Annotated in this window: 6 protein-coding genes and 1 pseudogene; 2 read left to right on the forward strand and 5 right to left on the reverse strand. The window is 56.4% G+C overall.

Features of this window, described 5'->3' with window-relative positions; translation table 11 throughout:
* Positions 1-13: 13 nt before the first annotated feature.
* From QEG70_RS11345 to QEG70_RS11360, 4 genes and pseudogenes are all read right to left on the reverse strand, one after another.
* Complete coding sequence (locus QEG70_RS11345; RefSeq protein WP_308720752.1) at positions 14-2,311, reverse strand: protein kinase domain-containing protein; 2,298 nt, start codon at positions 2,309-2,311, stop codon at positions 14-16.
* A 537-nt stretch (positions 2,312-2,848) separates the two neighbouring features.
* Positions 2,849-3,607: pseudogene (locus QEG70_RS11350) on the reverse strand (IS5 family transposase).
* Positions 3,608-4,024: 417 nt separating this feature from the next.
* Positions 4,025-9,310, reverse strand: coding sequence for a sacsin N-terminal ATP-binding-like domain-containing protein (locus QEG70_RS11355; protein WP_308720753.1), 5,286 nt, complete (start codon positions 9,308-9,310; stop codon positions 4,025-4,027).
* Positions 9,311-9,508: 198 nt separating this feature from the next.
* Positions 9,509-10,786, reverse strand: coding sequence for a type II restriction endonuclease (locus QEG70_RS11360; RefSeq protein WP_308720754.1), 1,278 nt, complete (start codon positions 10,784-10,786; stop codon positions 9,509-9,511).
* Between the two features lie 400 nt (positions 10,787-11,186).
* Between QEG70_RS11360 and QEG70_RS11365 the strand changes: the two genes are divergently transcribed.
* Positions 11,187-11,552 carry an antitoxin Xre/MbcA/ParS toxin-binding domain-containing protein gene (locus QEG70_RS11365; RefSeq protein ID WP_308720755.1) on the forward strand — a complete coding sequence of 122 codons (366 nt, stop codon included), beginning with the start codon at positions 11,187-11,189 and terminating at the stop codon, positions 11,550-11,552.
* A complete protein-coding gene (locus QEG70_RS11370; protein ID WP_308720756.1) occupies positions 11,549-12,082 on the forward strand; it encodes an RES family NAD+ phosphorylase in 534 nt (177 codons plus the stop codon). The genes QEG70_RS11365 and QEG70_RS11370 overlap by 4 nt, the downstream gene beginning before the upstream one ends.
* A gap of 132 nt (positions 12,083-12,214) precedes the next feature.
* On the opposite strand, the gene QEG70_RS11375 is transcribed toward QEG70_RS11370, so the two are convergent.
* Complete coding sequence (locus QEG70_RS11375; RefSeq protein ID WP_308720757.1) at positions 12,215-13,633, reverse strand: alkaline phosphatase family protein; 1,419 nt, start codon at positions 13,631-13,633, stop codon at positions 12,215-12,217.
* Between the last annotated feature and the right edge of the window lie 392 nt (positions 13,634-14,025).

The raw sequence follows: 14,025 nt of genomic DNA on the forward strand, positions 1-14,025 counted from the left end.
AGGCGGTCGATGGTTACAAACCGTCTCCCATCGTTTCTGGCGGAAAAGCGTCACTGCAACCTATTCGTTCAAGAAGAGTGTGTAGTCCCTTTCGTTCGGGAGCGCTAAGCTCCACGATATTGGCCACCGCATGGCGAGCCGAGATCGTCGCCTCAACAAGGCGTCCCATCTCCTGCTCTATCGCAGATTTAAGAAACCATGCCCGTGCATAGGTTTTGCTGATCTGCACGGCCTTTGACAACACGTCTAGAGCGATCTCGTTTCGGTCGACGCTGTCTTGGCTGTCGGCAAACAATGTTGCAATAGCAAGATTGTAGAGCGTCTCTGGCTGTTCGGGATAAAGTTTGATTGAGCGGCACAGATAAATGCGAGCACGTGTGGGATTACGTAATTCCAGATAGACCGAACCAGTAATACCGTGGTAGCGGGCATTTTCTGGTTCAAGTGAGCAGGATCGCTCGAAGCATCTTACAGCTTTTTCTGAATGCTTTCTCTCGAGGTGCATCTCGCCAAGTCGCCAGTATGCTAGACTATTTTTCGAATCAATCTTGATCGCCTCCCGAAAAAGACGAATGGCAGATTTTGTCTTTCCCATCCGAAGATATGCGTTCCCGATGTTCACCTGCATTATTGAACGGGATTGCGGATTGGTTTCAGCGAGGTCATTGAAAAGTTTTATTGCTTTTTCGGGATGTCCATGTTCAGCCATATGTGCGGCAATTTTATTCAGCGTTTCAGGATTGTCTTTGGAAAAGGAAATTGCCTTTTGGTAATGGATATCAGCAGCTGCAGATTTTTTTTGCTCTATCCTTATAGCAGCCAGCGAGAGGCGGGTGTCAGTCGCTAGAGGATTAAGGTGTAAGGAACTTGTGAAAGCGTCTGCCGCATCGTCAAGCTTTTTCAGCCTGTGTAGTACTCGCCCAAGATAATCGTAAGCTCGCCAGTTTTTCGGGTCGGCAGAAACGACGCTCATTATCAAATCGAGAGCCTCGTAGTCATTTCCTTCCATGCTTATTATACAGGCCGAGATTAGGAGGGCTTCAAGATTTTCTGGGTGACGAGATAATATGGAACTGACTGCGGCACGCGCTTCTTCTCGATTGTCGAGAACCAACCATGCGCGAGCAAGTCCGATCAACGGCCCATCTGCACCCGGTTGAAAACTCCTTGCAGCCTCAAATGCAGCCACCGCTTTTCTCGATTTACCCAGTTGCATCAGTGCTTCGCCTTGGGCAGTGAGCGCTTCTGGAGAATTGGGGTGATGTTTCACTGCTTGGGTAAGAATTTTTAGGGCTCGTTTGTCACGACCGAGTACAAGGTATGACCGACCGCGGTTCACATAATCATCAAAACCAGCTCGAAATCCTGGAGCCACCATAAAGTCCATGGCACGCATGCCAGCGGATTTTGCCGACGCTTTGATCGCTTCCCGAAGAGCTGGGAAATCGGAAAAACGTTTTTGTGGGTCTGGATTCAAACAGCGAGAAATAACATCTGAATATGGTGATGTGATAAATGTCGGCCCTTTTTCGTGGATCTTCTCTAAAATAGTGGACTGATAATTGTCGATGTCCCCTTGAAACGGGACGTCATATGGCGATGCAAGGGTCCGTGCTGCTAACTGCCATAATGTTATGCCAAAACTGAACATGTCGCTCTGCTGTGAGGCTCTAGCATTAGCGAACAATTCGGGTGCGATGTAGCCTGGCGTACCACAGATTAATTCTCCGCTCTCAGATTTCAGAATATGCAGTTGGCATGGAGGTTTCGAGGTGTCATTAATGGATGGCTTCTGCCAGCCAGAGGTCATAGCAAGACCAAAATCCGCAATTTTCAAAAATGGACTAGCGCCGAGTAACAAATTGCCGGGTTTGATATCTCGGTGTGCAGCGATTCCACATCTCAAAGCATGTTCCATTCCGACGCAGAACGCGACAGACCATATTCCGATAAGGCGTTCGTCGTAGTCCTGGGTTCTAGATATGCGATCCCCGAGCGTCGTACAGCCGGACTCATCAGGGGCCACATATTCCATAAGCAAGACGGTATTTCGTCCTTCCTCTCTCACTTCGAAAAGTCGGGTTACAAATGGATAGTCACCTAAATCTAGGAGTGAACGTGCCTCTCGTCTAAAGTCTGCGAGATCGCTCTCAGTTGCATTACCCAGGCCCCGCATAACTTTGGCGGCGCGAAGTTGGCCGGATAATAAATGCTCAACGAGATAGACTTCACCCATCCCGCCTTGTCCAAGGGGACGCCTGATTACATAATCATTGCCGAGTTTATCTCCAGGCGAGTAAAATAGATTCATAATATTTCTCATATTTATTTACGAAAACGTTCTTCTGAGATCGCATAAAGTGAATATTTAAACGTATTAGCCATATCAGATGTTATTTAGATAAATAAGTGACGTGCTCTCTTTTTGGATCCACTTAATAAGGAGAATTCCCGTTTTTTATGGCTGGTAGGTGATGGGATGACAAGGGACTTGGGGCCATGCCCCGCAAGACCTCTGTCGGCCTGATCCGGTGTTCTGCGATCCAGCACAAAAAAGCAAGTGTCATTGCACGACTGTGGCTTGAAGTACGTACAGCCTTCCCTTCCCTTTTCCCCTGCGCGCCCACACGCCGGGGTACGCCAGGTCACGCCCGTTTACGCCTGCGTACGGAACAGTTGGTTGCGGGTTTATTGGATCCCGATTTGAACCTACCAGTGCCAAGGCCTTGAAATAATGTGATATTTGATAGGCATGTAGTGTAGTGTTCAACAAAAAACCCCGCCGAGTCAGTGACTTATCGGGGTTTTTGGGTGTTTCTGGTTGCGGGGGCAGGATTAGGGCCCGGACTCATAACCAGTAGCTGACGGCCGCGACGAGGCAGATGGCGGCGTGGAAGTTAGTGGCATTGCGATCGTAACGTGCCGCGATGCGGCGGAAGTCCTTGAGGCGGTTGAACATGCGCTCAATGGCATTTCGCGTCCGATAAAGGACCGGCGAAAAGCAGTTCTTCCAGACCCGGTTGACCTTGGGCGGGATGTTCGGCGCGGCGCCCTTGTCCTCGATCTGTCGACGCACCGCGTTGGTGTCGTAGCCCCCTTGTCGCCGTGGATCAGCCGGACGTTCGAGACCTGTTCCAGCAGCGGGACCGCTGCCGTGCAATCCGCGACGTTACCGCCGGTCAGCACGAAGGCGACCGGACGGCAGGCGGCATCCGTCAGCGCGTGGATCTTGGTCGTGCGCCCGCCACGCGATCGGCCGATGGCCTGGTGTCGCTCCCCCTTTTTCCGCCGGAGGCGCAGCGATGGGCCTTCACGGCAGAAATGTCGATCAGAAGTTCGGCAGGCGGTCCACCGCTCTGCGCCAGCGCCTCGAACAGGCGCGCCCAGACGCCTTTCGCAGCCCAGCGCTGAAACCGATTGTAGAGCGTCTTGCGCGGGCCATACGCGGACGGCGCATCCTTCCACCGCGCGCCGGACAGCATGATCTGAATGATGCCGCTGATCACGCGTCGATCATCCACGCGCGGCTTGCCACGCGTATTGGTGGGCAGTGCGGCACAATCCGCGCAAACTGCCGGTCCGAGAGCCAGAAAAGATCAGCGTCCATCGCTCGTCTCCTTTCAGAGACAGCGAATCACAGGCCGCTCACAATGGGAATCCCTTTATGGATCCGGGCCCTAGTTCTCAAATTGCTACAATCGCAAGCTGAAAATAAAGTGCGATTAAAAGGCTGTTTGGATACACTTTTTTCTGCCTATGTCTGACTCTTTACCGAAATTAATGAGCCCCTCCCCGCCTCAAACGAAGGATTTATTTAGAGCCATATCCGCTTATGCCTCGTCCCAAACGTTTCGAGCGTCGTGAAATGATTCGCGAAGCGGACATAAACTGACCAAACGTCTGGCGCCGACTTGGGGGCTGGCACTGGACCGGCAGCTTTAGATTTCTGTAAGTCGGTAGCGGGCATCTCGCTCGGTGGAAACGGTAGTCCGAGAAGAACTTCGATATGCCTCGAAGCCACGTCTCATTGCCGCTCGAAGCTATAGCGCACCGAGCCGCCCCGCAATACGCGGAACCGATCGCGAGTATTCGGGGTCGCTGGGTTCGACAGCGGCAGCACGCGCCATTGGGCAGGATCGAACACGAACGGGACGTAGAGGATACGGTAGCGCCGCTTGCGCTCGAGGCTCGCACTACCCGCGACTTCGAGTTCACGGGCAGTGAGTTCGAATTCGCCACCCGCGTCCATTGCGGACTTCACCTCGTAAAGCCATTCGTTACGCTCTGTAACAACCCGGAAATCATAACCAAGGCTATCGTCGCCGACGGCACCCGTGCAGAAAGCTGCACGATTGGACGAGACCCAGCAGGCATCGGACATTTCCTTGAGATGCCGCCTACGCAAATATTCGCGGGCAAGCCACTCACTCGCGATCCCCATCGCGGTCTTCACCGCTTCCGGCGGCTGGGTCCGCCACGACCGACCGCCACCCCCACCTCCGCCGCCGGACGTTCCTGGTATGCGTTGAGCCTGCGAGCGTAGTCGCGGGGCGCGGCTACGCTTGAACCAGCCATCACCGTTTTCGATCGCCGCAGCGGCAAGAACTTCGAACCGCCGGGCAAAATCTCCAGCACCCGCGTCGAGATACTCTCCCGCGAACGGGATTGTGCGTCGCGCGGCTTCGGCTTTCCGCTTCGCCTCGCGCGTTTCGATCGCATCGCGCTGCAAATCGTCGGGAACGAGCCCAAGACTCACGAGATCGGCGGTGAGCGGCATCTCCGTGGGCCACGCTCCTACGCGCACGTAGAATTCTGGAAGCCTTACCGGGTCGAGCTTCTCGAAGTCGAGCAAGCCAGCTTCGTCGAGCGTGCGGACCAGTGTTTGCGGGTCCGCCGCTTCGATCGACGCCGGCACCGTCGCCTTGCACTTGCGGCACCAGGCGCGCACCAGCACTGCGAGGTCCTGATGATAGGTGAGCACGAGCTTGCGATTGTCGACGGCAACACGATCAAGCGGTGGGAGATTGACCTTCGGATCGTCCGGCCCCAGAAGTTCTGCGGCAGCCACCGCCGCGCGAGCGGCCACCACCTCGCGGGTGAGCGCTTCGAGGACCCGAAGCCATGCAGGATCGAATGTCACGAAGTCGAGGCGCCGTGCAGCCACATAGGAGGCGAGGTCCTCGCCCGCAGCCCATACGCCAGCAAAACGGCGACGGACCCGGTCGAGCAACCCCGGCTTGAGTTCACCCAGATACACCTCGAACATGCGTCGGAAGTCGTTCTCGTTGTTGAGCGGCGGATAACCCAACGACGCAAGCGTTTCGCCATACGCCACAAAATCGAACCCCATCGCCCGGCGGATAAACCTCTGATTGTCGGTCTCTTCGACTGCGGCTAGCGATCGCTCGGCGATCGTCTCATCGAACTGCTCGGCAACCCATGCACGTAGGTTCAGCGATGGACCAACCCGTTCGTGGAGCTCTTCAAGATCCCCAGCGCGTTCGAGACCCCCGAGATGCGCGACGACTGGAAGCAAGGCGCGCACCCGCCATTCGACACCGCTGCGGGTCGCAGCGAAATGATCGCGGATGATGCTCTCGTCTCGTTTGATAGCACGTGCATATTGCGCTTCGGTCGGTTTCCCGGTGCCGCCGAACCCCGCCCGCTCCAGACGTTCGAGCATGGTTTCCAGCGTGTTCCGCCGCACTCCCATCAATTTGGTAATGGCCGGCGCCGCCTCGCAGAGCAGGTCGAGCCCTATCGTAGCGTTCGCGACCAGCACGAGGGTCGGCGACTTGGGATGAGCGACCGGCTGAGCACGTTCATCGCCGCGCGCGTGCGCGAGTTCGCCATCGATCATCAGCGCAAAGCTGGCGCAGCGCCGGAGGCGGATCTGGCGAAGGCGGCGCTCCAGCTCGTCGGGTGGTATGGTCCGCAATTCGAGGGGATCGCCCAGATATTCATGCGCGAGGACGGCTGCATCGACGAGCCAGGCGAGCGCATCGGCCACGAGGGGAGGGTCATCCGATTCGGGTTCGAAGTCCTCGCCGTCGACGAGGAGCCGCACGTCGCTCGAGTTTGCGACCTGCACTCGAAAGCCACCCATAGCCTCGATAAGCGCGGCGATCGCCATGCCGTCATTCTCGCCTATGTCAAGCACCGCTGCTCCGCGATCGGCCAAGGCCCGCGCCGCGAAGCCCTGTCGTTCGCTGGTGACATGGACGAGCGGCGGATCGATCGAGTTCGGACGACAGAGTTCGAGACTCCCCGCGCGCTCGACAACCAATGAAAGCACAGTAGGCAATGCATGCTTCGTTTCCGCGACGTCGCTCCAAGCACGGCGCAACTGGTCGCGCAGATCGCGGCGCTCAGCGGCCGAGAGATCTTCGAGACTGTCCGCGAGCGATGCAAGGCGCGCCGCCGCAGTGTCGCGGCTCGACCAGTCGCGTAGACCGATGCGCGGGTCGAACAGGACCGCAGGCAACGCCGCGCGGGCGCCGACCTCGGATTGGAAGCGCGGAACGAAACGCGGCGGCGGCTGGCGGGCAGCGGTCGTCGACCAGCTCGCTGCAGGTGCCGCGAAGACGATCTCGTCCTGTTTCGTGCTGGCGACCCAGGGCGCGGTAGCGAGAAACACCGCCAGCGGCGTCGGCAACGCGACGCGGTTATAATGGCGATAATGCTCGATCAAGAATCGGAAATATTTGTCACCATGGTCGCGCAGGAAGGTGACGATGAGATCGGACAGCGCTACGCGGGCATCGAGGGACAACTCGGCATATTCGGTCTGACCCGGCAGCCGCCAGATTTCGCCGGTCAGGTTGTAATCGGTGTAGGGATTCTGGAAGAAGGTCGAGCGGACCCTGGCGATCCACGCCCTATCAAAGCCCTGCTTCGCCGAGACGGTGGAGAGAACACCGCTCCAATAGCCGTGCGGCGTCCCGCAGCCTTGGACATCGGCTGCGAGCGGCGGAAGGCCGTCGCTCGTTCCAAGCAAGGCGAGAAAGCGGGCCCAATCTTCGCGCCGCTCGTCCGCCGCGGCTCGCGGCCAATCGCCGAAGCTGACGAGCAGACAGTCGCGTTCCCGAGCGCAATCGGGCGAGACGGCGGCTGCCTCGACGAAATATTGTTCGACTGTGCGGCCGAGCGATGTCCAGGCGCCGGAGAATAACGCGGACCGTGCCCGGCTCCATCCGCCAAGGGTCGGCACCGACAAATCGGCCTCGCGCAGAGCTTCTTCGATCTGCTTGCCGCCCCCGCCGCGCCACACCTTGAACGACCAGAGCAAGGCTTCCTCACGTTGGAGATCGCTCGCTTTCGGCCCGAGTGCTCCCTTGAGCGCGAGCAGCACTTCAAGCGGATCGTAACTCCTGATGAGTCCAGCTTGCTCGAATGCGTGCTGGGTTGTCTCGGTCAGCGCGATCGCGTCGCTCAGGAAGCGGAATTTGCGCTTGAGTGACGCCGGCGGGCTGGGCGGCCCATCGCCGCGCCGGCCGCGCCCGCCCTTCGTCCGGACGAATACCGGCGGCGCGCCGTCGCGGCCCCTTGCCGTCGCCACAAGGAGCTTGCCGTCGGCATCGACCAGTATCTTCCGGCCCTCGAGCGACGACAGTGGGAGAGCAGCCGCGTCAAACACCGTGCGGACATCGTCGAGAAATGTCTTCCACCGGGTCGGTAAAGCCCGGCGCTCACGCACGAGCCAATCGGCCACCGCTTCGGTCCATGCACACAGCGTCTTTCCGGACAGATCCAGGGGCAAACTCACCAACGCAGCGAGCGCCTTGATACGCGATACGCGATCGGCACCAAGCGTATCGGCAAGAATGTCCGCCTCGGCGACCTCCGCGAGTCGCTGCGTCGTCACCAGCCCCGTTTTAATCTTGGGCCAGACGTAAAGTGTTCCGAAGCTCGCCCAGTTCGACGCACCGCCCGAAACGACGGGCCAGATCGCGGCTTCGCCGAGCGGGCGTTCGATATTTCGAAAGGCGGCGAGCAATTTAGGCGTATGCGGCGGCACCCAGGCAGTGAGATCGACGACGGCTGTCGGCGGCAATTCGAGGGCACGATCAACGATTTCGGTCGCCGCTATCGCGCAGGCAGTGGCCGCCGCCCCAAGCAGGTGCCTATTGAGCGGCAGATCGGACTTCATCGAGCGGCGATCGATGTCAGCGAAGAAGGGCGCATCGATATGGCCGGCTATCGGCGACATCGCATTTTCGGTCATCGGCAGAAAATTGTAGAGACGCCCCAACGCACCGTTCCCGACGAGCGGTACGGCTATTGATACGACCGCCTCACCCTGCCATTCGAGCCACCGTTTCAACGTCGCGGCAGCCTGTATGCTTGCGCGGATAGCATCGAGCAGGGGCTCCTTGGACAGCACCGAGCGAACGAGCAGATAAGTGCAGCCGTCGACCGTAACCTTCGCCAGAGAGCACGCATCCGATGCCATTTCGGCAATCGGTTCTACCGAGCGGGTCGATCGGCGGTGCAAGACTGACGTGCCCTCACGTACGATCTCCACATCCAATGCTGCGAGCCGATCTAGGAACAGAAGCACGGGCGCCTTAGGATCAAGCAACTCGTTCACTTGTCGTTCGGCGAGCGCGACGGCATCCATAGACGTCAGCGGCAGCGAGACGACAGTCGCAAAGCCGGCGGCCGCAAGCGCGTCGAGGGCATCATTTCGCTCTGACACGGGCTTGGGAACTAGATACCGCGGCACGGTGGCGGCCACGTAGCGCGCGTCCTCGGGGTTTGCACCGATGGCCGACAACTCCGCCTCGATCTCTTCCTGAGTCGCAAATCGGAAGCAATAGCCGTCGAAGCAACCAAGCGATCCCGTTGGAGAACTCGAGAATATCCGAACCTCGTCGGTTAGCGCCTCGACGCTTCGGAACCCGAGCCCCTTGTTGCCAATCCCTTCTCCGATACGCTTGTCACTGGTCCCGATATTGATGACCGCATCGAGGTTCGATCGGGTAAAGGCTCGCCCGCGGTTAGCGACAAGCAACTCGCCGCGATCGTCAGCCGAAATTAGGAGCCGGACGGCGATTTCTCCGTTACCGTCGAGCATGCTTGATGGGTGCGCGTCATGCCCGTTTTGTACCAGTTCGAAGAGGACCCGGTCGCCATATTGGGTTCCGATGACCTCGTTGAGATTCTTCAGGCTTTCATAGACCTTGATTTTGCGCCGGCGACCTTCGAGCGCATACTCGAGTTGCGAGGTCGCGATATTCGCGATTTCGCGAAAGAAGTCCGACGGCATGAGATCGCGGTCAGCGTGTCGAGACGCATCGGTGTCAACCATGATCGACCAGAATTTCTGCCTCCTCTAGCGCTTTGCACTCTGCTTGGTGGGATCGAGAAACCCCATCCCCTTGGAAATCGCGCCGAATCCGGCGGCCGCGCGTAGCTGTCAGACACATCAACCGTATGAATGGCCGCTTTTCTAATATCATCGTCTGATGATCGACTTCCGTTCTCTCGGCCATTCCTGCCATCAACATCATGCTGGCGTAAGCAGACGGGATATTGCCTGGATAGGCTTCAATCCGTGACCAAAGCGTTCGATTGCCTCGCGATCCTTCTCAAGCGCCCCATAAGGCAGATACCGGACTTTCAGGTCGGCAATCCTGCTGAAGGCCGGCCGCCGCAACTGTTCCCGCACATCGGCTTCCCGCTTGTCCGGTGCAACAAGGAACAAGCCCTCCAGAGCCTGCGCCTCTGACCCGAGAGCAAGATCCAGCATCCGCACGATACCGGAATAGATGGTCGTTGAATGCTCGACCTCGAATGCCGCAACAATCCCGTGGCTGTCCCGGTCCAGCCATAGGACATCGATCAGACGCACGGATTCTGCTCCCTGCGTTTCCGTCGTGAAACCCGGCAAAACCGACAGGCAGCCGTCTCCTAACTTGCCGTCCTGCCATGGACGACTGCGATCATTGGCCGCAATCCAGACATCATACCCCAGGGAAAGCCCCAGATCGCGAAGCCAACCCTGAATTTCGGTATGGGTATGATCCGTTTCCCGCTCTGCGGCGAGGATCCGGACCTCTTTCGCGCTCTGCTCCCTCACCTGGTGAAGATCGGCCTCCCAAAGTTTTCGAGCTGTCTCGTCATCCTCGAGAGGCGGCGCTGTATAGCGTTCACTTCCGAGATCAAACAGCAGTCCTCCGAGGGCGCCCAGATCATTGGAAAGTAGCGAACGATAGGTCGCATTCAGTTTCAGGATACCCTGCCGCATGGCAAGATATTCCTCCCATCGCCCCAGTTTCACCTTTGATCCGGTCAAGGCGTTATAGCCCTTCACGATCGCCGTATTGAAAGGAGGTATGATCGTGGGATGCAGGAAATACAGCAGATTGGCGACGGCTGGTCCCAGCCCCTTTATCTTTCGGGCATCGATCGCATGAATGGCCGAAACCACATGCTCTTCGGCATTGCAACACAAACAGGTATCTAAAAGCTGCCCGAATGCTTTCTGGTTGGCAGGATTTTCGTAGATATCGGGAATACGTAGCTTTGGCTTCCACAGGAAGGCGTGATCCGCACCCTTGAAAATCTGGCGCTGCTCCGCAATCGAATGAACAACCGTTTCCAGGGATGAGCCACGATAGGCGACCCCGAATGTGCCATCAGCAATCTCGACCACAACCTGCTGCAGACCGCGGCGGATAGAGCGAAAGTTCTTGAGGCGCTCATCCCATAGAAACCAGCTCTGATAGGCCCCTGCCGGATCGTTCCGCCAGCGAAGAATGAGGTCTCGAATAAGGTCGGTCATCAGTCCAGAAGCTAAAATTACATTCGCGTCTGAGCCTGATTGTAACAGCACCTCGCGTCAATGCGGATAATCGCAAGTGGTTGCGCGGTATGATACCCCCGATTTGAACCTACCTTCCCTAAACAACTGAAATTAAACAGTTCTCCAGAATGCGGCCTCAGTTTACGCATAGCAAAACCCCGCTAAGCCGTTGACTTAGCGGGGTTTCAGAAACTGCAAGTGGTTGCGGGGGAAGGCAACCAACGATACTTGCGATTGGTGGACCGCGAGATACCCCGTCTCGCCGCATGATAGAGTGACCATGCCAAAGTGCATGGGCATATCCAACTGGAATCCTTGCCATAAGCAAGTTGCCTCACATATAATCCCATATCATGGTTGATATATGAGGCACTTCGTCATGTCTGAGACCACATTCCTCTCCGACGCCTTCGATCCGTCAGGGCTGATCGCGGCGGAACGACTGAGCAACATGCTGCACATCACAAGGGGTGAACTGGCCATCACTCTGGGCCTGTCACGTGACGCCGTCTCCAAAAGCGCCCGCCTCGGTCGTCCCGCCACTCAGGCGAGGCTGCGCGACATGGTCGAGATCCTCAATCGCGTCCGGCCATGGGCGGGCTCAGCCCAACAGGCCTTCGCATGGTACCGGTCACAACCCCTGCCCTCCTTCGGTGATCAGACTGCCGAAGCGCTCGTCCGGGAGGGGCGCGCCGATGCCGTCCGGCGCTACCTGGACCGGATTGCAACCGGCGGTTACGCGTGAGGTTTACCGGACGGGTATTCAGGGCGCACAATCCCCGCTGGTCTTTCACGCCATTATCAGGCGACGGCGCGGCGCTTCACGGAGGACGATTCAACCCGGTCGGCACACCTGCCCTTTACACGTCACTTCGGATGGAGACTGCCTGGCTCGAAGCCCAGCAGGGCTTCCCGTTCAAGCCTCAGCCCCTGACTATCTGCGCCTATGATGTCGATAGCGAGCCTGTCCTCGACCTTACCGATCCGTCTAGTTTTAATGATCTTGGCTCTTCTCCCATCGCCTTGGCCTGTCCCTGGGAAGAGCTTGCCGACCAAGGCAAGATGCCGCCCTCGTGGGAACTCGCAAAAATGCTCACAGCCAATGGCGTGGCTGGCATCATCGTCCCGAGTTTTGCCCCTGGAGCTACGGAAAATGACAGGAATCTTGTCTTCTGGAGGTGGTCGGACAGTCTGCCCTCCCGTGTAATTGTCATCGACGATGAAAAGCGCTTACCAGCAACCGCAACGTCATGGTCACAGGCGGAGAATAAATGAAGGACTTACGACGATATCAGTCGGCTAAAAGTCCCAACGGAAGCCATTGGGACCATTACGTCACGTCGACCACCAACCATAAAGAAGACAGGCGCCCCTCTTTTTGAGCGGCGACGAAAAATTACGCGTCAATTATGAATTCCGTCCTATAAATGCGTTCATATGAGTCTGAATCTCAACGGACGCGTCTCCAACGGTAGACGGATGCGTTTGAGCAGTAGTCATCGCCGCGACGCGCTTGTTGTGAAGCGCGAGATCAGCGCCAGCGGTTGGTAATTGTCTAGCTGCCTGTGCCAGACTGACCTGAAGGCTGTTTAAAGGCTGTTTGACGGCATCAATCGAATCACGCATCGAATACGACGTTGATGCCTGAACACTGCTGGGACCTTGATTGTCAGGTGCTTTAAGAAGCTCATCGAGAAAGTCTGGAGCTGCCTGGTCACGTTTGGTTAGGGAACGAATTCCAAATAGTTTTCTAAGTGTCGCTATTATTGTCGTGTGGTCATAAGGGGTCGCACCCTGTGGCCTGAATACGTGACCTGGCTTTACATATGGTGATATGATTAATGTAGGGACACGAACACCGAAGTAATCAAAATTAAAACCATCTTGATGTTTATCGTCAGGTGACACTGCTGCTGGCGGAATCACATGGTCAAAACATCCGCCGTGTTCATCGTAGGTAACGATTAAAAGTGTCTTATCCCACAAGGGACCATTGCGAACCGCATTATAGACCGATGCAATGAGTTCCTCCCCGTAGACGACATCGTGCGCCGGATGCTGGTCATTGGGCATCTTCCCTAAAACGGGATCAGCAAAATACCGTGGCTCGATGAAACTGTATGGCGGTAACGCCCCTTTTTTTGCATCAGCCTCAAACTCCTCGAAATGTTTAAAATTCGAAAAAGAGAATTCCCAAAGAGAGGATAAAGTTGCCGCTTGTGGGATATCATGAAAGTATATTCTCCAATCTTTATGAATCTCCTTTAATCTGTTGAATACAGTAGGCATTTCAAACGGGAGCTTATCCGAATAGTTATTGACCCATCCACCAGATGTGCCCGTGTGTGCGAAGATACGGTTTGGCCATGTCTGACATGGAGCGGATGCGTGCCAACGGTCTGAAATGCCGAATTCGCGACCCAGCGTCGTCAATACAGGTAGCTGATCGGGGGTGAAGAAATGCATGACAGATTCAGGGCTACGGGAACCCGGGCGACCAGGCTGGGCCATATAATTATCTACGAATCCTGACATATCTGGTAATCGCGAAGCCAAGCTGCCTTTTTCCTGGCGTCCATGAATCTGTTCGTAAATGTCTTTAAATGATTCACCGGGATCAGGATCTGGAATGCGCACCACCTGACGGTCAGTTCCGTCCGTAGTCCACACGGCTATCGATTCGACGGAGCTGTCCGGATGATGCCAGAGATTAGTCTCCGTTCCTGTTAGTCGGTCGATCGGATCGGCGGACGATGGCGACTGCCCAAACATACTATCGAATGACCGATTTTCTAACATCAATACAACTACGTGCTCAATACCCACTAGTTTCCATTCCTTTTATTTTAACGCCTTTAAATAATGTAGATATCAGGAAATTATTTTTATTTTATTTCGTCAATACTACAAAACTCCCGAACCCGAAACCCAAGCCTCAGTTATTGACGAAGTCCCACTTCCCGATGATCACGGGCTGACTGCCCCGCCCGGCATAATGCCAAAAGCCCCCGAATATTGTTACAGCACCAGCTGTCCTCAGACACCAATTTGTGGAAATTCCGCTATTCCCCCTCTTTAGATGGGTGATACAAGAGAATGTAGAGAACAAGCCTACAGCTTCTGTACGGACACTAGCTCGGCATATCCACGTTGCCCTTCTTCCAACAGTATATCCTGCGTGGCGACGCCACGTAACCCCTGATGGTTACAGACAGATG

This window comes from Komagataeibacter xylinus, assembly GCF_031081985.1.
Taxonomy (GTDB): domain Bacteria; phylum Pseudomonadota; class Alphaproteobacteria; order Acetobacterales; family Acetobacteraceae; genus Komagataeibacter; species Komagataeibacter xylinus_E.